23 protein-coding genes and 1 tRNA gene are annotated in these 22,612 nt (G+C 62.5%); 7 read left to right on the plus strand and 17 right to left on the minus strand.

Translation table 11 applies throughout. From position 1 onward, the window contains the following. Positions 1–99: 99 nt before the first annotated feature. Positions 100–609 (plus strand): TIGR02281 family clan AA aspartic protease, encoded by a 510-nt coding sequence (locus FN060_RS16040; RefSeq protein ID WP_077548560.1) that lies wholly within the window; start codon positions 100–102, stop codon positions 607–609. Here the strand turns inward: FN060_RS16040 and deoA are convergent, their stop codons facing one another. The 10 genes from deoA to FN060_RS16090 all read right to left on the minus strand — a co-directional run bounded on the left by deoA (position 610) and on the right by FN060_RS16090 (position 9,937). After that, entirely contained in the window at positions 610–1,920 is a 1,311-nt protein-coding gene (gene deoA, locus FN060_RS16045) for a thymidine phosphorylase (protein ID WP_142588976.1), read from the minus strand. Positions 1,921–1,924: 4 nt separating this feature from the next. Then, positions 1,925–2,695: a deoxyribose-phosphate aldolase gene (gene deoC, locus FN060_RS16050; RefSeq protein ID WP_142588977.1), complete on the minus strand. Its 771-nt coding sequence runs from the start codon at positions 2,693–2,695 to the stop codon at positions 1,925–1,927. A 108-nt stretch (positions 2,696–2,803) separates the two neighbouring features. Next, positions 2,804–3,604, minus strand: coding sequence for a purine-nucleoside phosphorylase (locus FN060_RS16055; RefSeq protein ID WP_142588978.1), 801 nt, complete (start codon positions 3,602–3,604; stop codon positions 2,804–2,806). Next, positions 3,601–3,993, minus strand: coding sequence for a cytidine deaminase (locus tag FN060_RS16060; RefSeq protein WP_052641345.1), 393 nt, complete (start codon positions 3,991–3,993; stop codon positions 3,601–3,603). The genes FN060_RS16055 and FN060_RS16060 overlap by 4 nt, the downstream gene beginning before the upstream one ends. 3 nt (positions 3,994–3,996) lie before the next feature. Beyond that, complete coding sequence (locus FN060_RS16065; protein WP_077548555.1) at positions 3,997–4,968, minus strand: ABC transporter permease; 972 nt, start codon at positions 4,966–4,968, stop codon at positions 3,997–3,999. A 10-nt stretch (positions 4,969–4,978) separates the two neighbouring features. Further along, positions 4,979–6,082, minus strand: coding sequence for an ABC transporter permease (locus FN060_RS16070; protein WP_052642415.1), 1,104 nt, complete (start codon positions 6,080–6,082; stop codon positions 4,979–4,981). 7 nt (positions 6,083–6,089) lie between these two features. Continuing rightward, positions 6,090–7,613, minus strand: a complete 1,524-nt coding sequence (locus FN060_RS16075; protein WP_244665833.1) for an ABC transporter ATP-binding protein — start codon at positions 7,611–7,613, stop codon at positions 6,090–6,092. A 69-nt stretch (positions 7,614–7,682) separates the two neighbouring features. Continuing rightward, complete coding sequence (locus tag FN060_RS16080) at positions 7,683–8,675, minus strand: BMP family lipoprotein (protein ID WP_077548553.1); 993 nt, start codon at positions 8,673–8,675, stop codon at positions 7,683–7,685. A gap of 240 nt (positions 8,676–8,915) precedes the next feature. Further along, positions 8,916–9,566, minus strand: a complete 651-nt coding sequence (gene msrA / locus FN060_RS16085) for a peptide-methionine (S)-S-oxide reductase MsrA (RefSeq protein WP_142588979.1) — start codon at positions 9,564–9,566, stop codon at positions 8,916–8,918. A 53-nt stretch (positions 9,567–9,619) separates the two neighbouring features. Then, on the minus strand, positions 9,620–9,937 hold the full coding sequence (locus tag FN060_RS16090) for a hypothetical protein (protein WP_142589554.1): 318 nt from the start codon (positions 9,935–9,937) through the stop codon (positions 9,620–9,622). A gap of 208 nt (positions 9,938–10,145) precedes the next feature. On the opposite strand from FN060_RS16090, the gene FN060_RS16095 reads away from it, so the two are divergent. The 3 genes from FN060_RS16095 to FN060_RS16105 all read left to right on the plus strand — a co-directional run bounded on the left by FN060_RS16095 (position 10,146) and on the right by FN060_RS16105 (position 11,087). Then, positions 10,146–10,235: transfer RNA gene (locus FN060_RS16095), tRNA-Ser, on the plus strand. Positions 10,236–10,407: 172 nt separating this feature from the next. Next, positions 10,408–10,569, plus strand: coding sequence for a hypothetical protein (locus FN060_RS16100; protein WP_183949751.1), 162 nt, complete (start codon positions 10,408–10,410; stop codon positions 10,567–10,569). 119 nt (positions 10,570–10,688) lie between these two features. Next, positions 10,689–11,087 carry a DUF1236 domain-containing protein gene (locus FN060_RS16105; RefSeq protein WP_077548551.1) on the plus strand — a complete coding sequence of 133 codons (399 nt, stop codon included), beginning with the start codon at positions 10,689–10,691 and terminating at the stop codon, positions 11,085–11,087. Positions 11,088–11,149: 62 nt separating this feature from the next. Here FN060_RS16105 and pncB read toward each other — a convergent pair whose 3' ends face one another. The 7 genes from pncB to FN060_RS16140 form a co-directional block, all read right to left on the minus strand. Next, positions 11,150–12,454, minus strand: coding sequence for a nicotinate phosphoribosyltransferase (gene pncB / locus FN060_RS16110; protein WP_142588980.1), 1,305 nt, complete (start codon positions 12,452–12,454; stop codon positions 11,150–11,152). Positions 12,455–12,618: 164 nt separating this feature from the next. Further along, entirely contained in the window at positions 12,619–12,930 is a 312-nt protein-coding gene (locus FN060_RS16115) for a hypothetical protein (RefSeq protein ID WP_142588981.1), read from the minus strand. A gap of 81 nt (positions 12,931–13,011) precedes the next feature. After that, positions 13,012–13,965 (minus strand): 2-hydroxyacid dehydrogenase, encoded by a 954-nt coding sequence (locus FN060_RS16120; protein ID WP_142588982.1) that lies wholly within the window; start codon positions 13,963–13,965, stop codon positions 13,012–13,014. A gap of 15 nt (positions 13,966–13,980) precedes the next feature. Further along, positions 13,981–15,609 (minus strand): ABC transporter ATP-binding protein, encoded by a 1,629-nt coding sequence (locus FN060_RS16125; protein WP_142588983.1) that lies wholly within the window; start codon positions 15,607–15,609, stop codon positions 13,981–13,983. A gap of 4 nt (positions 15,610–15,613) precedes the next feature. Next, complete coding sequence (locus FN060_RS16130; RefSeq protein WP_413037885.1) at positions 15,614–16,756, minus strand: ABC transporter permease; 1,143 nt, start codon at positions 16,754–16,756, stop codon at positions 15,614–15,616. Continuing rightward, the gene (locus FN060_RS16135) at positions 16,756–17,850 is read right to left on the minus strand and encodes a microcin C ABC transporter permease YejB (RefSeq protein WP_142588984.1); all 1,095 of its coding nucleotides are present in this window, start codon (positions 17,848–17,850) and stop codon (positions 16,756–16,758) included. The genes FN060_RS16130 and FN060_RS16135 overlap by 1 nt, the downstream gene beginning before the upstream one ends. A 138-nt stretch (positions 17,851–17,988) precedes the next feature. Continuing rightward, positions 17,989–19,833, minus strand: coding sequence for an extracellular solute-binding protein (locus FN060_RS16140; protein WP_142588985.1), 1,845 nt, complete (start codon positions 19,831–19,833; stop codon positions 17,989–17,991). 196 nt (positions 19,834–20,029) lie between these two features. Here FN060_RS16140 and mepA point away from each other — a divergent pair, with 196 nt between their 5' ends. The 3 genes from mepA to FN060_RS16155 all read left to right on the plus strand — a co-directional run bounded on the left by mepA (position 20,030) and on the right by FN060_RS16155 (position 22,530). Further along, a complete protein-coding gene (mepA, locus tag FN060_RS16145) occupies positions 20,030–21,052 on the plus strand; it encodes a penicillin-insensitive murein endopeptidase (protein WP_244665834.1) in 1,023 nt (340 codons plus the stop codon). A gap of 74 nt (positions 21,053–21,126) precedes the next feature. Beyond that, the gene (locus FN060_RS16150; protein WP_425312183.1) at positions 21,127–21,495 is read left to right on the plus strand and encodes a methylglyoxal synthase; all 369 of its coding nucleotides are present in this window, start codon (positions 21,127–21,129) and stop codon (positions 21,493–21,495) included. A 12-nt stretch (positions 21,496–21,507) separates the two neighbouring features. Next, positions 21,508–22,530: a glucokinase gene (locus FN060_RS16155; RefSeq protein ID WP_142588988.1), complete on the plus strand. Its 1,023-nt coding sequence runs from the start codon at positions 21,508–21,510 to the stop codon at positions 22,528–22,530. Positions 22,531–22,612: the final 82 nt, after the last annotated feature.

The following is a 22,612-nucleotide window of genomic DNA, read 5'->3' on the forward strand; positions in this document are numbered from 1 at the left end:
ACGAGACGAGTTTCAGGCCCCGGCGGCATCGCGTTCAGCACATTCTTCATCGGCAATGATGTAAAGTCGTGCCGAGTTGAGAACGTGGCGGGGGCCAGCATGATCGGACGCAACATCTTCCTGTTCGCGGTCGGCGCCGTTCTCATGTCGCAGGTGCCGTCACTGCTCGGGCTGACGGACATCTCAGAGCCGGTGGAGACGACGCAGGCCACTGCGCCCTCGGCGCCGCCGTCGCCTGCGCGGCTTGCGGCGATTTCTGCCGACGACCGGGGACACTTCAACGCCGTCTTCCGCATCAATGGGCGGCCCGTCGAGGGCATGATCGACACCGGCGCCTCCTTGGTCGCCCTGAACGAAAGCACAGCGCGACGGATCGGCATCGCCGGCAGCCGGCTGCAGTTCAAGCACCAGGTCAGCACGGCCAATGGCAAGACCGAGGCTGCGCATGTCGTGCTGGATGAGGTTGAGCTCCAGGGCGTACGGGTGCGGCAGGTAGATGCGTTCGTGCTGCGCGACACGGCGCTTTCCTCGGCACTGGTCGGCATGAGCTTCCTGAAAAAGCTGACGTCCTTCAGGGTAGAGCGCGGGACGCTGAGACTGTCGCAGTGATCAGGCGATCCGTTCAAGCACGACCGGAGTAGGCTCCGGCGCAGCATCGGCAATGCGGAACGAACGCGTGAGCGCGGCCACAGCACCTTGTGCTTGTGCTTCGGTGTTTGCATGCACGAAGGCAATAGGATCACCCTCCGACACCTTTGTCCCGAGTGGCTGTATCCGGTCGATGCCCACCCCGTGATCGATACTGTCCTGGGGTCGCTTGCGGCCACCGCCGAGCTCGACGACAGCGAGACCCACGTCACGCGTTGCGCACGCAGCAAGCCAGCCGCCGTGCGGGGCCGGCACGGGTATGACAACCGGTGCCTTTGGCAAATACTGGTCCGGCTTCTCGATGAAGTCGGAAGGTCCGCCGAGGGCGTGGACCATGCGAGCGAAGATCTCCAGGGCCTTGCCACTGTCGAGTGCGGCAATGGCTGCGGCCCGGGCCTCCTCTGCGGTCTGGCGAGGTTGCGCCTGCTGGAGCATCTCGGTCGCAAGCGCGACGACCACCTCATGCAGCCGGCTGCCGTTCTTCCGCCCCATCAGGAAGTCGATGGCATTCCTGACTTCGACGGCGTTGCCAGCACCATCGGCGAGCGGCTGGTTCATGTCGGTCAGGAGCGCGCTGGTACGGGTCCCGGCTCCGTTGGCGACATCGACAAGGGAGCGGGCGAGCCTGGCGGCATCCTCCGGGGCTTCCATGAAGGCGCCATTGCCCACCTTCACGTCCAGTACGAGTGTCTGGAGCCCGGCAGCGAGCTTCTTCGAAAGGATAGAGGCGGTGATGAGAGGCACGGACTCCACCGTCGCAGTCACGTCGCGGATGGCGTAAAGGCGACGATCCGCCGGCGCGAGATCCCCCGTCTGGCCAATGATCGCACAGCCCACATCCGAAACGACCCGGCGGAGCAGAGCGGGATCCGGCATGACATTGTAGCCCGGGATCGACTGAAGCTTGTCTAGCGTCCCACCGGTATGGCCGAGGCCCCTGCCGGAGATCATCGGGACTGCGAGGCCGCAGACCGCGACGGTGGGGGCAAGCATCAGGGAGACATTGTCTCCGACACCACCGGTAGAATGCTTGTCGGATACGGGCCGCCCCACACCCGGCCAATCCATGACCTCGCCGGAATCGCGCATGGCAAGAGTGAGCGCGACCGTTTCGTCGCGGGACATGCCCCGAAAGAAGACAGCCATGGCGAAGGCCGCAGCCTGCCCTTCCGTGATATCCTCACGGGTCAGGCCTGCGATGAAGGCCGAGATCTCCTCGGCCGCAAGTTCCTGCCCGTCGCGCTTCCGGCGGATGATCTCCTGGGGAATCATGCCGTCAGTAGCCCGTGGCTGCGCGCGGCGAGGCGGCGCCACTCAGCACCGCCAGAATGTCATCGAGAAGACCGGACGCACCAAACCGGAACGTCGACGGCATGACCCAATTCGGCCCCATGATGGTTTCGGCAAGCCGCAGATAGAGGTCTGCGTCGGAGACCGTGGCGATACCCCCTGCGGGCTTGAAGCCGACGCGCTTCCGGGACGCTCGGATGGTGCGCAGCATGATGTCCGCAGCCTCGAGCGTGGCGTTGACGGACACCTTGCCCGTGGAGGTCTTGATGAAATCGGCACCGGCCGCGATCGCCAGTTCGGACGCCCGGCTTATCAGGGCGCTGTCCTTCAGTTCGCCGGTCTCCAGGATGACCTTGAGGCAGGCCTGTGGGCAGGCACTGCGAATTGCCTCGACCATGTCGGTGACGGCGGCTTCGTCGCCATTAAGAAGGTTTCGGTAGGGAATGACGAGGTCGATCTCATCGGCACCGTCGGCGATCGCCTGCCGCGTCTCCTCCACCACATCGATTACCGGAAGGTCGCCCGACGGGAAATTCACCACTGTCGCGATACGGACCGGATGCCCCTGCCCGAGGAGCGCCCTCGCCTGCGCCACGAATCGCGGCCAGATGCAGATCGCGGCCGCAGAGCCGTAAGGGGTTTGCGCCCGCCGGCACAGTGTCTCGATCGCAGCCGCATCGCAATCATCGCGAAGGTTGGTGAGGTCGAGCAGAGAAAGCGCGAAGCTGGCGGCTTCTCGCGGAGTGTTGATCTCCATGGCTGATACCTCCTCGTCAGGCCTCATCATCGGTGTTCAAACGATCGGACGCAACCCGCCGATTCTGGCAATCCTGTGTAGCTTGGGACCCACCAGCACCGGTCAGCGTCACAGGCCCTTGTCTGCCAGCATTTCCTCAAGAATGGCGGCTAGGCGGCGGCCGCCGACAGGCGCCATATCCTTCGTCTCCTCGTGACTGAGCTCCCCTCCGGTCATGCCGGCACCGAAATTCGTGATCACCGAAGCCGCGGCAACGCGCAGACCGAAGAGGCGTGCCAGGATCACCTCCGGGACGGTGGACATACCGACGGCATCTGCTCCCAAAGTCCGCGCCATCCGGATTTCCGCCGGCGTCTCGAAGCTCGGGCCGGAAAACCACATGTAGACGCCGGTGAACAGCGGGATGCCGCAGCGTATAGCCGCGTTGCGCATGTCGGTTGCGAGTTCGGCATCATAGGCGTTGGTCATTCCCACGAACCGCCGGTCGCCCTCCTCCCCGATCAGAGGATTCATGCCCGAGTAGTTGATGTGGTCGGTGATCTGCATCACCGAGCCCGGCGGCATGTCCTGACGCAGAGAACCCGCAGAGTTCGTCAGGACAAGCGACTGGACGCCAAGCCCCTTCAAAACCTCGATGGGGAAGCGCATAGCGCGCGGGTCGCCCTTCTCGTAGTAGTGGGCACGGCCCGAAAGCATGATGACCGGCTCTCGACCCAGATGGCCGGCGACGAGTTCGCCCGCATGCCCTGTCACGCCGCTGACCGGGAATCCCGGCAGGTCGCGATAGGGGATGCGAACCGGATCAGAGACATTTTCGACCAATGAGCCGAGACCGGAGCCAAGCACGACCGCGCAACGCGGCATCAACCCGTTCAACCGATCGACCAGAATATCCGCGACATCCCTCATCCGATCACGTCCGTCTCGAAGGCGTAGGGAAGGAGTTCAGCCATGGTCACGGTCTTCTGGACCCCCTGATCGTCGCAGAGATATATCCGTGTATCCGCTGACGCGAACTCAGCAATCTTCTGCCGGCAGCCACCGCAGGGAGTGCAGAGCGGCAGTTTCTCGGCGATGACGGCGATCTCCTCGATGCGGCTGCCGCCGCCCATGATCATCGCACCGATCGCAGTCGGCTCGGCGCACCAGCCCTGAGGGAAGGAGATGTTCTCGATGTTGGCGCCTACATAGACACTGCCATCATCGGCACGGATCGCCGCCCCCACCGGGAATTTCGAATAGGGTGCATAGGCTCTCGCCATTGCTTCCCGGGCAGCCTCGAAAAGCTCGTGGGACATGCGTCAGCGTTCCTTCACATAGGGGACGCCGCCCGCCTTCGGCGCATGGGCCACACCGATGAAGCCGGCGAGGAGGACGATGGTGAGGATGTAGGGCAGTGCCTGGAATATCTGGACGGGCACTTCGCCGATCCCCGGGACCGACTTGCCCTGCATGAAATTGGCGACCGCATCCAGAAAGCCGAAGAGCAGGCAGGCGAACATCACCGGCACCGGCTTCCACTTCGCGAAGATCAGTGCGGCGAGTGCGATATAGCCCTTGCCCGCCGACATGTTGTTGATGAAGGCGGCCGACTGGGCAATCGCGAGGTATGTCCCGGAAAAACCGCAGAGAAAGCCGGCGACGATCACGGCGCGGTAGCGCATCCATGTCACCGAGATGCCAGCCGTATCCACGGCTCCGGGATTTTCGCCAACGGCACGGAGACGCAGGCCGAATCGGGTGCGGAACAGGACCCACCAGGCAATGGGAACCGCCAGGAACGCCATGTAGGCGAGGATGTTGTGGCCGGAGATGACATTGGCATAGAGCGGGCCGATGATCGGCACGTCGCGCACTGCATCGGCCCCGGGCAGGATGATCGGAGAAAATCGTCCGTCGCCCGGCACCTGCGGGGTACGTCCCCCCTGCCCGAACCATGCCTGGCCAAGAACCACCGTCAGTCCCATGGCGACGAAGTTCAGCGCCACGCCCGAGACAATCTGGTTGCCGCGATTGGTGATCGAGGCAAAACCGTGGACGAGGGAGAAGACGATCGACACCCCAATGCCGGCCAGCAGGCCAAGCCAGGCCGATCCGGTCACATAGGCGGCACAGGCGGAAGCAAAGGCGGCCGCCAGCATCTTCCCCTCAAGGCCGATGTCGAAGACCCCGGCACGTTCGGAAAACAGGCCGGCAAGCGCGGTGAACAGGAGCGGGATCGACAGTCGCAAGGCGGAGCCGAGGATGCTGACGAGAATATCAAAGAACTCCATCCGTCCCTCCTCAGGCTCTGGCAATCTGTTGATAGACACGCACAATCGCGGGACGCAGCATGTGCTCCAGCGCACCGGCAAACAGGATCACGAGGCCCTGGATGACGACGATCATGTCGCGCGTGATGGTCGGCATCTCGAAGGACAGGTCGGCGCCGCCCTGGTAGAGGATGCCGAACAGGATGGCTGCCAGGATGATCCCCACCGGATGGCTGCGCCCCATCAGCGAGACGGCGATCCCGACGAAACCCGCGCCGGCGACAAATTCCACCTGCAACCGGGCTGCAGCGCCATTGACGGCATTCAACGCCATCATGCCGGCCAGCGCGCCGGAGATCAGCATGGCGATGATGACGGTACGGACGTAGGGAACCCCGGCATAGATCGCTGCCGACGGGCTGATCCCGAGCGTGCGCATCTCATAGCCGAGCTTGGTACGCCAGATCAGCAACCAGACGAGGTAACACATCACCAGCGCGATCAGGAACGACACGTTGAAGGGCGCCGGCCCTAGCTTCAGACCGAAGAGTGCCATCAGCCAGTCGAGCTTGGGCAGTTGGCCACCCTCCAGGAAAGTGCGCGTTTCGGGCGCCATCTTGCCTGGCACGATCAGCACATTGACCAGCAGGTAGACCATCAGCGCTGCGCCGATGAAGTTGAACATGATCGTGGTGATGACGATGTGGCTGCCGCGCTTGGCCTGCAGCCAGGCAGGAATGAAGGCCCAGGCGGCGCCGAAGATCGCAGCCCCTGCGACGGCGAAGGGCATTGTCACGTACCATGGCACGTAGTGGTCGAGGGCAAGTGCAGCCAGCGCGGCACCAAGCCCACCGACATAGGCCTGCCCTTCCGAACCGATGTTGAAGAGGCCGGCATGGAAGGCGACGGCGACCGATAACCCGGTAAAGATGAAGCTGGTGGCATAGAAGAGGGTGAAACCTATGGCGTCGCCACGACCGAGCGAGCCCTGGATCAGAAACTTCAGAGCCTCCCAGGGACTCTCGCCGATCCACCAGACCACCAGCCCGGAGAAGAAGAAAGCCAGGAGAAGGTTGATCAGGGGGATCAGGCCATAGCTGATCCAGTTGGGAAGCGGCACGGATGCTGTCGTCATGTCGACCTCACGCCGCAATACCGGCCATCATCAGGCCGAGTGTCTGTTCTTCGGTTTCGCCGGTCTTTTCGCCAACGATGCGGCCGGCGAACATGACGAGGATGCGGTCCGAAAGCGAGCGGATCTCGTCCAGTTCGACAGAAACCAAAAGGACGGCCTTGCCTGCGTCGCGCGTCTCGATGATCCGGCGGTGGATGAATTCTATTGCACCGACGTCGACGCCGCGTGTGGGCTGGCCAACGATAAGCAGCTTTGGGTCCCGCTCGATCTCGCGCGCCACCACGATCTTCTGCTGGTTGCCTCCGGAAAAGTTCGCCGTCCTCAGACGCGCATTGGGCGGGCGGATATCGTATTTTGCAATCTTGTCTTCGGCATCCTTGCGGATCGCGTTCAGATCGAGGAAGGCACCGCGGCCGTATTTCGGGTCACGGTGATAGCCGAGGATGGAGTTTTCATACTCTTCGAACTTCAGGACGAGCCCCATGTGATGCCGGTCTTCCGGAATGTGCGCGAGGCCGAGATCGCGGCGCCGAGCCGCATCAAGTCCGGCCACCGGTTGGCCGTCCATGATGATTTCGCCTGAAAAGGGTTTGCGTATTCCGGCAATCGCCTCCAGCAGTTCCGACTGCCCGTTGCCGGCAACGCCGGCAATCCCGACGATCTCGCCGGCTCGAACATCGAACGAGACATTGTCCACCATCGTAACGCCGCGGGCATCCTTGACCGTCAGGTTGCGCACCGACAGCAGGACAGGGCCCGGCCTCGCCTCACCCTTTTCCACATGCAGGAGGACATGGCGGCCCACCATGAGCTCGGCGAGTTCCTCCACAGTCGTCTCCGCCGTCTTGCGGGTCGCGACCATTTCGCCCCGGCGCATGACGGAGACCGAGTCGGTGATGGCCATGATCTCACGCAGCTTGTGGGTGATCAGGATGATCGTCTTTCCCTGCTCCCGCAGAACGCGCAGGACGTTGAACAGGTGGTCGGCCTCTGCCGGCGTCAGTACGCCTGTCGGCTCGTCGAGGATCAGGATATCAGCACCCCGATAGAGCGCCTTCAGGATTTCGACGCGCTGTTGCGCCCCGACAGGAAGCTCCTCGATGATCCCATCCGGATCGACTTCCAGCCCATACTCCTTCTCCAGGCGCTCAAGTTCGGCTCTCGCCTTGTCGGCAGACCGTCCCAGGAACTGTCCGCCTTCGACGCCGAGCATCACGTTCTCCAGAACGGTGAAGTTCTCGACCAGCATGAAGTGCTGGTGAACCATGCCTATCCCTGCGGCAATAGCAGCCTGGCTGTCCCGGATCAGTATGGGCTTTCCCGAAATGCGGATTTCGCCTTGGTCTGCCTGATAAAATCCATAGAGAATCGACATCAATGTCGACTTGCCGGCGCCATTCTCGCCGATAATGCCGTGGATCGTCCCCTTGGCGATGTTGAGATTGATGTTCTTGTTGGCGTGAACGGGACCGAAGCTTTTGTCGATGCCCACAAGTTCGATCGCCGGTACGGCTGAAGGGTCTAGGCTCAAGCGTCCGCCTTTCAAATCGCGCATATGGCAAGGGCGCCTGCAGCACTGCTGCAGGCGCCCTTGGTTCGATTACTTCGGGCAGGAATTGTCGGACATGTAGTCGTGAACCTTGACGGTTCCCGCAATGATGTCGGCCTTGGCCTTCTCGACCGCCTCGGACATTTCCGGCGTGATCAGCGCCTTGTTGTTCTCATCGACGGCGTAGGTGACGCCGTCTTCCTTGACGCCTAGTGCCTCAACGCCCGCGGTGAACTTGTCGTCCTGTGTGTCCTTGAAGGCGTTGTAGACGGCGAGGTCGACGCGCTTGACCATGGAGGTCAGCACCTTGCCGGGATGCAGGTGGTTCTGGTTGGAGTCGACGCCGATGCCGAGCTTGCCATTGTCGGCTGCGGTCTGAAGGACTCCGAGGCCGCTGGCGCCGGCTGCCGCGTAGACGACGTCTGCGCCCTGGTCGATCTGGTTCTTGGTAAGCTCGCCGGCGCGGACCGGGTCGTTCCAGGCTGCACCCGTGGTGCCGACCATGTTCTGGAAGACCGTCGCGTCAGCCTTTGCCGCCTTGACGCCCTGGACATAGCCGCAGCCGAACTTGCGGATCAGCGGAATATCCATGCCGCCGACGAAGCCGACCTTGCCGGTCTGCGAAGCCATGCCGGCCAGGAGGCCGACGAGGTAGGAGCCCTCCTCTTCCTTGTAGACGACTGAACGGACGTTCGGCAGGTCAACGACGGAATCCACGATCACGAACTTGGTGTCCGGGAACTCGGCTGCGACCTTTTCCATGGCCGAGGTCCAGGCGAAGGAGACGGCCACGACCGGGTTGAAGCCGCGGCTCGCAAAGTTGCGGATCGCCTGCTCGCCCTGCGTGTCGCTCGTAGGCTCGAAATCCCGATACTCGACCCCCGTCTCCTTCTTGAACTGTTCGGCGCCACCGAAGGCTGCCTCGTTGAAGGATTTGTCGAACTTGCCGCCGGTGCCGTAGACGAGCGCCGGCTTGATTTCCGCTGCCAGCGCGGTCGCCGACATTGCTGCAACGGCCATGAGGGTCAAAAGGGTTTTCTTCATCGTTCAGCCCTGTTTCAGAATGTTGTTAGCTGGGTCCTCCCGCATGCCGTTCGATGGCAAGCTGCGGCAACCGGTCTTCCCCGCAACAGACTGGCTTTAAGCACTTTTGCATGGGTGGTGGAAAAATTCACCCGATTTTTTTCATCTGGTAAAATTCTGGTGCCGGCACCCGATGACACAAAAAATGCCGCGCACGAAACGGGCGCGGCATCCTGAAGATGTCCTGAAGGCCAGAGGTGACTACCCGACCGGGCAGCTCACGCCGGTGCCGCGCAGGCCGCAATAACCGCCGGGGTTCTTGGCCAGATACTGCTGATGGTAATCCTCTGCGTAGTAGAAGATGTCGAGCGGCGCGATCTCCGTGGTGATGCGCCCCTTCTTTCCCGCCGAGTCGAGCGCTGCCTGGAAAGCCGCCATTGCCTCCCTCGCTTCGGCCGCCTGCGCCTCGTTCGTGGTGTAGACGGCAGAACGATAGGTGGTGCCGATGTCGTTGCCCTGCCGCATGCCCTGGGTAGGATCATGTTCCTCGAAGAACGTCTTCAGCAAGACGCGATAGGATACAACCGCGGGGTCGAAGACCACCTTGACGATCTCCGCGTGGCCGGTGAGCCCCGTCGTCGTCTCCTGATAGGTGGGGTGGGGCGTGATCCCTCCAGCATAACCGACGGCCGTCACATGTACGCCGGGGATCTTCCAGAAGAGGCGCTCCGCCCCCCAGAAGCATCCCATGCCGAAATAGGCGATCTCCATACCCCCGGGATAGGGTTCATGGAGTGAATGCCCATTGACGAAGTGGTTGTCGGAGGTCGGAATGGGCTGCTCCCGGCCAGGGAGCGCCGTTTCCGGCGTCGGCATGGCAGTCTTCTTGTTGAACATGTCGATCACGAACATCATCGCCTCCTGGCGTAAGAGGGAGTGCCTGCCTGCGGGAACCGGATGTTCGATCAGGCTGAGAAGCGGCCGGCAAATCGCGGGCGCCGGTAGCCGATCATCCAGAACAGCAAGGCAAGCACGAGGAAAACGGCAAAGGCGGGCTGCGACAGAACCGGCGCGATGGCCCACCGCCAGGCATCGTCATGGATATAGTGTGCAAAGGCGGCCTCCGCCATAGCGAGGCTGACGACATCGAGGTTCTGCCAGTGATTTCCAAGCGACGTCACCACTACGGACGAGGAAGCCACCGACTGAATGGAATCGAGCGTCCCAGCGAATATTGCCGCCACGAGCGCCAGCAGACTGAAAAGGCGGAAGAAGCTGCGTATCAACGGCTGTTTTCCTGAAGTCGCGAACGGGAAGGGCGGGACAAGGTGTTGCGCCAAGCGATAACGCGGGCCGCCTTGCGGTGCAACAGGCACCGCTCAGAGCGCCTTCTGGGGTGGGCACGCAAATTCCGGTTGATCGACGCGAAATCCTCGTTATATATCGCGCCCGACCGCTGCTTCGCGCCTGCGCAGGCAGCCCTTACTCCAAGGACAGGTGGCCGAGTGGTTGAAGGCGCACGCCTGGAACGCGTGTATACGGGAAACCGTATCGAGGGTTCGAATCCCTCTCTGTCCGCCACTCCCCAACGAGATCATTTGCTCTAGTTCAGGCATCAGGCCCATTTTCGTGGCTCTTGGGTCAAGGCCGGCTATGTCGGGCCAGGAATGGCGCGGCGTGACTAGGCCCGCGCAAGGAAGGGCGGGCATAGCTTTGGTGGCCCGATGAACGGGTTCCAAAGAGGGCAATGAACATGTCTCACGATCTCGACCTTCCGGGCGCCATTTCCGAACAAATGCTCAGCCTCTTCCTAGAAGACAACGACCTCGACACGTTGACGGATGTTCTCGTCGAGGCGCTGGAGGAGGCGCTTGCGATATTGCAGGAAGAAATCAGCGGCGAGACTTTGCACTGACGGCCGAGCCAAGGCCTCGCGAAAAATGACGTCAGTTTAAGAACGGTTATAAGAAAAACCGGAACAAGCTTCCTCCCTGGGGGTTCTTCTGCGCGGAAGGGCAACGAAAGGAGAAAGACATGAAAAAGATCCTCATTGCTTCTAGCGCTATTCTCGCAGCCATGTTCGCAACCGGCGCCTCCGCCCAGGAAGGAACCGCCAGCGGTGCAGCCGGTGGGGCCGTAACCGGCGCCATCATCGGCGGGCCTGTCGGTGCTGCCGTCGGCGGAATTGCCGGTGCAGCCCTGGGTACGGCCATCGACCCGCCGCCGCAGGAAGTCATCCGCTACGTCGAGACGCAGCCTGCTCCTTCGGCACGTGTCGTCGTTGAAGAGGAAATCGTCGTCGGCAAGCCCCTGCCCGAGACCGTCGTCCTGACGCCGGTGCCCGAGCATGAGACTTACGCTTATGCCGTGGTGAACGAGCAACGCGTGATCGTCGATCCGCAGACCCGCACGGTAGTGCAGGTCATTCAGTAATCCTGGCATCAGAATGTTGATCTAGAGCCCCGCTCACCGGCGGGGCTCTTTTTTAGATCTTGTCAGACCAGCACGACCTGATCGACGCGATCCTGGGCACCGAAGAAGCGAAGATAACGCTCCACCTCCGCCGGATCGCCGGTCGCCTTGCGCGGGTTGTCGGACAGCTTGACGGCGGGACGGCCGTTCGCCTCGCTCACCTTGCAGACAAGCGAGATCGGCTTCAGGCTCTCCACATATTGAGGGGCGCAGCCGGCAAAGTCATTGGTGAGGTTGGTACCCCAGCCGAAGCTCATCCGAACCCGACCCTCGAAATGGCGGTAGGTGTCGATGATCGCATCGACATCCAGTCCATCCGAAAAAATCAGAAGCTTGCTTCTCGGATCTCGTCCCATGCGCTGCCACCAGTCGATGATCTTCTCTCCGCCCTCGATGGGCGGTGCGCTGTCGGGTCGAAACCCCGTCCAGTCCGCAACCCATTCCGGCGCATCTCGCAGGAAGGCCGCGGTTCCGAAGGCGTCTGGCAGGACGATGAGCAGGTTGCCACCATAGAGCCGGTTCCAGTCCTTCAGGACCTTGTAGGGCGCAGCCCGCAGTTCCTCGTCCGAATCAGCTAGGGCTGCCATTACCATGGGGAGTTCGTGGGCATTGGTTCCCACCGCTTCCAGGTCGGAATCCATGGCGAGGAGCACGTTGCTGGTGCCGGTGAAGCCGGCACCGATCCCTTCCTTCAGGGCCTCCACGCACCAGCGCTGCCAAAGGAAACTATGACGCCGGCGCGTCCCGAAATCGGATATCCGCAGCCCCGGGAGCGCCCGCAGACGCTCGACCTTCTCCCACATCTTGGCCTTGGCCCGCGCATAGAGCACGTCGAGAGCAAAGGGGCCCATGTGCCGCATGGCTGCGCGAGAGCGCAACTCGTTGATGATGGCGAGCGCCGGGATCTCCCACATCGTGGTTTCCATCCAGCGGCCGTGGAAGTTCAGCTCATACTGGCCGTCGCGCTTTGAGAGTTCGTATTCCGGCAGCTGGAAGGTCGCGAGCCAGTTCAGGAACTCCGGCTCGAAGATCTGCTTGCGTCCATAGAAGGTGTTACCGGCAAGCCAGATCATCTCCTTCTTCGACAGGTGGAGGCTGCGCGCGTGGTCCAGCTGCTCACGCAGTTCCCCCTCGTCGATCTCCTCCGCCAGGCGTACCGTCTTCGTCCGGTTGATAAGGGAGAAGGTCGCGTCGACGTCCGGATAGAGCTTCCAGATCATCTGCAGCATCAAGAGCTTGTAGAAATCGGTATCGATCAGGCTGCGAATGATCGGGTCGAGCTTCCAGGTGTGATTGTAAACCCGGGTGGCGATATCGGTCTTCGTCATGCCTGTCCTGCCTTGGCCCAGGAGGGCCGGCTCGACTCATCGGAACGAAGGCCAGTCCGCGAACCGCCTCCGGGTCGCAAGACTTAGGGAAAAATGTCGGGCAAGTCCACACGCCAATTCGGCCGCGGCAGGTCGCGGCCGAAGGTATCAGAATGGAATTGTCGTCAGTTGGCCGGTGCGTTGGCGGCCGGCGGAGCAGCCGCCGGATTCGCGGACGGCTGTGCATCCTGCGTGGCGGGCGCCGTGTCTCCGGCAGGCGGCGTCGCCGTCTGTTCTGCAGGTGGCTCGGTCGACTGGCCCCAGATCTCGGCAACGCCCCAGGCGATCATGACGAGAACGATGCCGGCGATCAGTACCTTCAGGACCGGGAAACCCGCGCGCCCCTGCCGCGCCTCGGTGCCGCTCAACGGCTTTTCGGTGCTACCCGGACGCCTGCTGCCGGTACCGGGGTCATTGGGATCAAATCGGGTATTCATCTGATGTCGCTCCTCTGCACAGCCGGTCTCGGCCGATCTGTTGGCAGGGGAACGATCTGCGCCCAGCGAAGTTCCGTCGGGTCAATAGCCGACGGTGCGGTCGACGATATGCTGCATCGGCTGGTTCGCCTCATAGCGGTCGATCTGCTGCTCGACGTGACGCAGGAGTGCTCGCACATCGGTCGCAGAGGCGGCGTGCGGCGTGATGATGACGTTCTCCAGGTTCCAGAATGGGCTGTCCGCCGGTAGCGGCTCGACCTCGAAGACGTCCAGCGAGGCGCCCCGTAGCGTCCCGTCGCCGAGGGCTTCCAGCAGGTCTCGCTCCACCTGGCTTCCGCCCCGCCCGGCATTGATGAACACCGGACCGCCAAGTGCGCCATCCCGGCGAAGCTTGTGAAACAGGCTTGCGTCGAAGACTGCTCGGGTATCCGGCGTCAGGGGAAGAAGCCCGACCAGGATATCCGTTCTCGACAGGAAATCGTCGAGCCCGGACCTGTCGAAGGTTTCGATCCCCTCGATGTCTTTCGCCGTTCTCGACCAGCCGATCACATTGAAGCCCATCATCTTCAGCTTTGCTGCCGAATCCCGCCCGAGCACCCCAAGGCCCATGATCCCGACCGTGACATCTTTCGCCTCCGGCTGCGGCAGTTCGCGCCACAAATGCTCGCCTTGCTGCCTCCGATAGGCCGGAGCCTGGCGCAGATGGCTGAGGCATTGCAGCACCACCCACTCGCTCATGCGGGTGGTGAGGCTCTCGTCGACGAAGCGGACAATGGTGAGCGGAGGCAGATCAGGTATGGTGAGGATGTGATCAACGCCGGCGCCGCCGGAGAACAGCACCTGGAGATTGGGCGCCCGGAGAAACAGGTCGCGATCGGACTTCCATACGACTGCGTATTGCGCCGACGACAGATCCTGATGCTTGTCGGCCGCCAGCATTACCTTACGCCCCGGCAAGGCGTGGCTGAGGGCGGCGTCGATTTCGCGGCGCTCGAATTTCAGATCGATGGCGACAGCCGGTTTGGAAGATGACATGGAATCCTCGTCGCACTACTGACTGATGGCAGCCGTGTCGACCGCCCTGAGATCAAAGGCCGCGGCCATCAGCGCCCTGGTATAGTCCTGCTGAGGCGCCTGGAAAATCTGCTCCGACGGCCCCTCCTCGACCACCTTGCCACCGCGCATCACCATGACATGGTTGGCGAGCGCCTTCACGACCTTCAGGTCATGGCTGATGAAGAGGTAGGCGAGTTCGTGCTTCTTCTGCAGGTCGCGCAGAAGGTCGACCACCTGCGCCTGCACCGTCATGTCGAGCGCTGAAGTCGGCTCGTCCAGCATCACGAAACGTGGCTTCAGCACCATGGCTCGAGCAATGGCGATGCGCTGCCGCTGCCCGCCGGAGAACTCGTGGGGGTAGCGCCAGCGGGTGTCCGGATCGAGCCCGACCTCGGTCAGGGCCCAGCGCACCCGTTCGTCGCGCTCCTCCGGGGAGAGCGACGGCTCATGGACCTTAAGCCCCTCCGCGATGATTTCCCCCACGGACATGCGCGGGCTGAGCGATCCGTAGGGATCCTGGAAGACGACCTGGAGGCGATCACGCAGCGGCCGCATCTGCTTGAACGAGTAGTTGCCGATGTCATTGCCTATGAAGGCGATCCTGCCCTTCGACGAGATCAGGCGCGCCAGCGCGAGGCCGAGCGTCGTCTTGCCCGATCCGGATTCCCCCACCACGCCCAGCGTTTCGCCGGCCCGCAGCGACAGGCTGACGCCGTCGACCGCCTTGACGTGGTCCACGACCCGCCGCATCAGGCCCGCCTTGATCGGGAACCAGACACGGACATCCTGCCCTTCCATCACGATCGGCTTGGTGGGGTCCGCCACCGGCGGTTCGCCCCGGGGTTCGGACGCCAAGAGGTGGCGCGTGTACTCGTGCTGCGGGTGTGTGAACACGTCCTCGACATTGCCGGTTTCGACAATCCTCCCCCCGGTCATCACACAGACGCGGTCCGCGAACTTGCGGACGATGCCGAGATCATGGGTAATGAAGAGCATGGACATGCCGTGCTCGCCCTTCAGCCGGCTCAGGAGTTCGAGGATCTGCGCCTGAACCGTGACGTCGAGCGCCGTCGTCGGTTCATCCGCGACCAGGAGCTTCGGTCGGTTGGCGAGTGCCATGGCGATCATCACACGCTGCCGCTGGCCGCCGGATAGCTGGTGCGGATAAGCCTGCAGCCGCTTCTCAGGCTCGCGGATGCCGACCTGGTTCAACAATTCCAGGATGCGCGCCCTCGCCGCCTGACCGGTCAATCCCTGGTGGAGATCGAGGATCTCGCCGATCTGCTTCTCGATCGTGTGAAGCGGATTGAGCGACGTCATCGGCTCCTGGAAGATCATCGTGATGTCGTTGCCGCGCACCTGCCTCAACATCTGATCGGAGGTCTTCAACAGGTCATGCCCGCCAAAGAATATCTCTCCGGAGGGATGGCTGGCGGCCGGATAGGGCAAGAGGCGCAGGATCGAATTGGCCGTGACGGACTTTCCGGAGCCCGATTCACCGACCAGAGCGACGACCTCGCCCGGCATGATGTCGAAGGAGACCCCGTCCACTGCGCGCGACGTCTCCTTCCCCTGGTGAAAGGCAACCGACAGATCGCGAACGGAGAGAAGAGGTTCGGTCATCGGTTCACCGGAAGGTCTTGCGCGGATCGAAGGCGTCGCGGATCGCCTCGCCGATGAAGATCAGCAGGGACAGCATGATCGACATGGTGAAGAAGGCGGTGAGCCCCAGCCACGGTGCCTGCAGGTTGTTCTTGCCCTGGGCGATCATCTCCCCGAGCGAGGGCGAGCCAGGCGGCATGCCGAAGCCGAGGAAGTCCAGCGAGGTCAGGGTTGCGATCGATCCCGAGAGAATGAAGGGCAGGAAGGTCAGCGTCGCGACCATGGCGTTGGGAAGCAGGTGGCGGAACATGATGGTCCAGTTGCCGACACCGAGTGCGCGCGCCGCGTTCACATATTCGAAGTTTCGCGCCCTCAGGAATTCGGCGCGGACAATGCCGACAAAGCCGACCCAGGAGAAGAGCAGCATGATCCCGAGCAGGACGAAGAAGCCGGGAGGCAGGATCGCGGCGATGATCAGCAGGATGTAGAGGACCGGCATCGACGACCATATCTCGATGAAGCGCTGGAACAAAAGGTCTGTCCAGCCCCCGAAATAGCCCTGGATGGCGCCGGCCGTCACGCCGATCACGGCGGAGGCGATGGTCAGAGCCAGGCCGAAGAGAACCGAGACGCGGAAGCCATAGATGATGCGGGCGGTGACGTCCCGAGCCTGATCGTCGGTGCCGAGCCAGTTGAGATTGCCGAGGATGCAGGCCGGGTCCTCCGGTCCGAGCGGATAGCCCGCACAACGCTGCTCCTCTTCCATCAACCAGAAGGGCGCCGTGGGAGCAGAATGCGGGATGTTGGAATTGACCGTCTGGTAGGAATAGCGGATCGGCGGCCAGATCATCCAGCCATTCGCCTCGATCTCGTCGGCAATGAAGGAGGACCGGTAGTCGGTGGTGGCGAGGAAGCCACCGAACTTTTCTTCCGGATAGTCCACCAGCACCGGAAACAGTATCTCGCCCTTGTAGGACGCTACAATCGGCCGGTCATTCGCGATGAACTCCGCAAACAGGCTGAGAGTGAAGATCACCATGAAGATCCAGAAGGACCAGTAGCCGCGCCCGTTCGCCTTGAAGTTCTGCAGACGGCGGCGATTGGTAGGCGACAGCCAATCGCGTCGCGGGCGCGACGTTGCGGCCGGCATGGTCGCGGGCGCCTCCATCACACATCCCTCCGCTCGAAATCGATCCGCGGGTCGATCCAGGTGTAGATCAGGTCGGAGACAAGGCTGACGACGAGGCCCATGAGCGAGAAGATGTAGAGCGTGCCGAAGACTATCGGATAATCACGGTTGACGATGGCGAGGTAGCCGAGGCGGCCCAGGCCATCGAGCGAGAAGATGTTCTCGATCAAGAGCGAGCCGGTGAAGAAGGCGGAGATGAAGGCACCGGGAAAGCCCGCGATGACGATCAGCATGGCGTTGCGGAAGACGTGTCCGTAGAGAACGCGCCGCTCCGGAAGGCCCTTGGCGCGCGCGGTGACGACGTACTGCTTGCGTATCTCGTCCAGGAAGGAGTTCTTGGTCAGCAGCGTCGTCGTCGCGAAGGCCGACAGCGAAAGGGCGATCAGCGGCAATGTCAGGTGCCAGAAGTAGTCGATGATCTTTTCCCACCAGGTAAGCTGCGCGAAATTCTCCGACACCAGCCCGCGCAACGGGAACCAGTCGAAGAAGGAGCCTCCGGCAAACAGGACGATCAGCAGGATGCCGAAAAGGAAGCTCGGGACTGCGTAGCCGACGATGATGATCCCTGACGTCCAGATGTCGAAGGCGGACCCGTCCTTGACCGCCTTTCGGATCCCGAGCGGGATCGAGATCAGATAGGAGATGATGAGGATCCAGAAGCCGAGCGAGATGGAGACCGGCAGCTTGTCGATGATCAGATCCATCACCGAAGCGTTGCGGAAGAAGCTCTCGCCGAAATCGAAGCGGATATAGTCCCACATCATGTCGAGGAAGCGGGTGAGCGGCGGCTTGTCGAAGCCGAACTGCTGCTCGAGCTTGGCTATGAACTCCGGATCCAGTCCCTGCGCCCCGCGATAGCGCGAATTGTCCTCAAAACCGCCGCCCTGGGAGCCCAGAAGATCTCCGCCACCGGAGAGCCTGTCGGAGGCGCTGTCCCCCTGACCGGTCAACTGCGCGATCACCTGTTCGACAGGGCCGCCCGGCGCAAACTGCACCACCAGGAAGGAGATGCCCATGATGCCGATCATGGTCGGGATCATCAGCAGCAGGCGTCGAAGGATATAGGCACCCATCAGCAGCTAGCTCCGGAGACGGCGGGAGCACGAGCGCTCGGCATGGTCAGCGTCAACCGATATCGTCCTTCCTTCACGGCCAGGGCCGCATGTTTGGTGATTCGCACGACTAGTGATGCCACAGTGCCCGGCGGGAGGCTAGTTCGCGGCTCTGGTGGACCACCAGATCGCCGGAAAGCCCAGGGAATACTCCGGCAGTTCTTCCGGGTGTGCGATCGTGGCCCAATAGGCGATGCGCGATGTCTTCGAGCTGTAGCTCGGCACAATGATATGATGCGCGAGCAGAACCCGGTCGAGGGCCCGCACGGCGGCAATCTGCTCATCGCGGTCCTTGGCGAAGATCACCTTGCGGATGAGAGCGTCGACGCCCGGATCGCTGATGCCGCTGTAGTTCTGCGACCCTTCGCGCTTCGCGGCGTCGGAACCCCAATACTCGGCCTGTTCGTTGCCTGGGTTCATGCTCTGGCTCCAGGCATTGTACATGACGTCGAAATCCCGCGAACGCCAGCGGTTGGTAAACTGCGACTGCTCGACGCTACGGACCGTGGCTTCGACGCCGATCATCTTCAGGTTTCGCGAGAATGCCAGCGCGACAGGCTCAATGGTCGGCCCGCCGAGCATGATCTCGAAGCTCAAGGGCTCGCCCGTCTTGGCGTTGACCATACGGTTGCCTCGAAGCTCATACCCTGCTTCGCGCAAGAGGTTCACGGCCTTCCGCAGGTTCTCACGCAACTTCTGCGGATCACCATTCACCGGGTTCTCGTAGGGCGTCGTGAAGACCTTGGCCGGGACGAGGTCCTTCACCTCGTTCAGGATTTCCAGTTCCCGTCCCTCCGGCAAGCCGGACGAAGCAAGCTCCGTGCGGAAGAAGAAGCTGTCGACGCGGTCGTAGGAGTCGTAGAAGATGGTGCGCCGCAATTCCTCGAAATCGAAGGCGTAGTTGAGCGCCTCACGCACCCGCGGATCCGAGAACTTCTCACGGCGCGTGTTGAAGACGAAGCCGACCATGACACCGACCTTGCGAAGCTCGTTCTCGTGCTCCTCGAGCTTGACGCGGCCATCCTTCACCGCCGGGAAATCATAGGCAGTCGCCCAGCGGCGGGCGGTATTCTCCCACCAATAGTCCTCGTTGCCCGAGCGGAAGGATTCAAACATCACGTCGCGGTCGGCATAATAGCGGTAGGTGATGGTGCCGAAGTTGTGCTGGCCGACATTGACGTTGAGCTTGCTGCCCCAGTAGTCGTCGCGCAATTCGTAGGAAACGACGGAGCCTGGTGTCACGGAGGCCACCTTGTAAGGACCCGAACCGATCGGAGCCTCAAGCGACGTGCGGGTGATATCGCGTGGCTGGCCGTTCGGGCCGGTGCCCTCCCACCAGTGCTTCGGCACGATCGTTAACTGGCCAACGATCTGGGGCAGTTCGCGGTTGTTCGGCTCGTCGAAGCTGAATGTGACTTCGCGCTCCCCCGTCTTTTCCGCCTTCACTACATGGCGATAGTAGAACTCCATCTGGGGGACGTTCTTCTTTGCGTTCTCGAAGCTGAAGATGACGTCTTCCGGCGTGACCGGGTTTCCGTCGGCCCACTTCGCCTCGGCCCTCAAGCGGAAGGTAACCGAGGAATAGTCCGCGGGATAGCTCAGGGACTCCGCCAGCAGTCCGTACATGGAATTGAGTTCATCATCTGCGGTAACGAGCAGGGGCTCGTAGACATGCCCGATGCCGGCGGCCGGCTCGCCGCGCGCCAGCAGCGGGTTGAGCGTGTCGTAGCTCCCCTCCACAGCTAGGCGCAGCGCGCCCCCCTTTGGCGCCTCCGCGTTGACGTAGTCGAAATGCGGGAAGCCTTCCGGGTACTTCAGTTCGCCTACCGTGGCGATACCATGCTGCCAACGACGATCCGGCTCCTGCGCGAGCGCTCCTGCGGAGAGGGTTGATGACGCGAATGCCAACGAGAAAATCAGGGTAGCGAACCGGCGAGCCAACATGCGGAATCCCTTTTGTGTTCTTGTTGACCGGGAGCATAGGGCAAAGCGCGGCAAAATACAGGCGTAGAGCGCTCACATCCGCATTATCGCTCGACGCGATCCTGCATCTCCGTTTCAACAAAATCGTCTTTCACGCTAGATTCGGGTGAAGTGATTTGCGGGGACGACGGCAGGCATGCACAGCACGACACGATTCATGACCCGGCTCCTGGCGGCAGGAGCGGGACTTCTCCTGGTCGCCGGCCAGGCGGTGGCCGAGACGCCGGCAAAGGAGCTGTTCGGAGGAGCAAAGCTGCCGAGCCGTACCGAGCCCGCTCCCCATGGCTCCTATGCCAAGGGATGTATAGCAGGCGCGGTCGCCATCCCGACCGACGGGCCCACCTGGCAGGCGATGCGCCTTTCCCGCAACCGCCGCTGGGGCCACCCTCAGATGATCACCCTCCTCGAACGCTTCTCCCGCGATGCGGCGAGCCTCGGCTGGGGGACTGGGATCCTGGTGGGCGACATCTCGCAACCACGCGGAGGCCCGATGCTGTTCGGGCACGCCTCGCACCAGATCGGCCTCGACGCGGATATCTGGTTCACGCCGAAGCCCCCGCAGCCGCTTTCGCCGCAGCAGCGCGAGGATCTTCCGTTCACCTCCATGCTCGACAAGAGCAAGTTCCTAACCGTCGATTCCAGGCGCTGGACCGACACCCACGCACGGGTGGTCATGCAGGCTGCGAGCTATCCGCAGGTGGAGCGCGTCTTCGTCAACCCCGCCATCAAGAGGAAGCTCTGCGACACCTGGCGTGGCGACCGGTCCCTGCTCGGCAAGGTGCGGCCTGTCTATGGCCATGACGAGCATTTTCACATCCGCATCCATTGCCCGACGGGCGCAGCTGGCTGCAAGCCGCAGGCCCGGGTTCCGAGCGGCGACGGCTGCGACAAGTCGCTTGCCTGGTGGTTCACTGACGAGCCCTGGGCGAAACCCAAGAAGGATCCAAACAAGAAGCCAGTCAAGCCAAGGCCGGTGATCCTTTCGGATCTACCGAAGGCCTGCGCCGCCGTTCTCGCCGCGCCGGCCCGGCCCGCGGAAGAGGCCGTCCTGGGATCGGGCATGGCCGCTTATTCCGCGCCCATGGCGGTGGCGGCGCCGGTTCAGGACATCGAAGCCATCATCAACGGCACCGTGCTTCCGGACCATGGGCCGATGCCGCAGCCGCGACCCTTCCCGTAGGCGGGCTTTCCAATAGCCGGCAGTCACTGTAGAAGCCATGTAAATCGATTTAAGCTCTGCAGGGGGAGCAGACCGTGGCCGGTTGCATCGCGCTGATCGCACATGACGAGAAGAAGGACGACATGGCGGAGTTCGCGCGGCAGCACCAGGACGCGTTGTCCCGCTTCCGGATCATTGCGACGGGAACAACGGGCGGTAGGGTCCAGGATGCCTGCCCCGGCCTTGACGTCACCCGGCTGAAGAGCGGTCCCCTGGGCGGCGACCAGCAGATCGGGGCGATGATCGCCACTGGCGAGGTCGACATGCTGCTCTTCTTCATCGATCCGCTTACCGCCCTGCCGCACGACGTCGATGTCAAGGCACTGACGCGGCTGGCGACGGTCTACGATATTCCCATGGCGCTCAATCGCGCGACCGCGGAAAAACTGATCGACTTCCAATAGATGGACGCAAGCATGCACCACGCCACCGAGAACGAGCGCCTGCCCTTCCCGATCCTGCTCGGTGACATCGGCGGCACCAATGCCCGCTTTTCCATTCTGGTCGACGAGGACGCCGAACCGATCCGGTTTCCGAACGTGCAGACGGCCGACTACGGAACGATCGACGAGGCAATCCGCCAGGACGTGCTGGAGAAGACTGCCGTGCGACCCCGCTCTGCCATTCTGGCGGTTGCGGGCCCGATCGAGGGTAACGAGATCGACCTAACCAACTGCGACTGGGTCGTCAGGCCGAGTTCCCTGATCGCCGAACTCGGCTTCGACGATATCCTGGTGCTCAACGATTTCGAGGCGCAGGCGCTGGCGGTGGCATGCCTGACGGAAGACTATCGCGATGTCATCGGACCTTCGTCCACGGCCCTGACGGCATCGCGCGTGGTACTCGGCCCTGGAACCGGGCTTGGCGTCGCCGGGCTGGTTCACGCCCGCGACACCTGGTTTCCCGTGCCGGGCGAAGGCGGCCATGTCGATATTGGCCCCCGATCGCCGCGCGACTTCGACATTTTTCCGCATCTGGAACCCATTGAGGGACGCATTTCGGCGGAGCAACTGCTCTGTGGTCGCGGCCTGGTAAACATCTACCGTGCTGTCTGCGCGGCCGACAGGGTCCCGCCGACACTCGCTCTTCCCTCGGACGTCACCGCAGGCTGGCAGTCCGGCAGCAACCGCCAGGCGATGGAGACGGTTTCGCTGTTTTCGACCTACCTCGGAAGACTGGCAGGCGACCTTGCATTAGTCTTCATGGCCAAGGGCGGCGTCTATCTGGCTGGTGGTATCTCCCAGAAGATCATTCCGGCGCTCAAGCAACCGGAATTTCGTGCGGCCTTCGAAGACAAGGCGCCGCATTCAGAGCTGATGCGCCACATCCCGACCTTCGTCGTCACCCATCCGCTGGCAGCGCTCGCCGGCCTAGGGAGCTATGCGCGAACACCTGCGGCCTACGGGATTTCGACACAAGGCCGGCGCTGGCAGCGTTGACCGTTCCTTCCTTGCCCGCAGCCCACCCGCACTAGCCAAGCCGGCCCTCGCTCGCTATAGACCCGCCAAGGGCCACTGGCCC

It is taken from the genome of Pseudorhizobium halotolerans, from assembly GCF_902153235.2.
In the GTDB taxonomy this organism is placed as follows: domain Bacteria; phylum Pseudomonadota; class Alphaproteobacteria; order Rhizobiales; family Rhizobiaceae; genus Neorhizobium; species Neorhizobium flavum.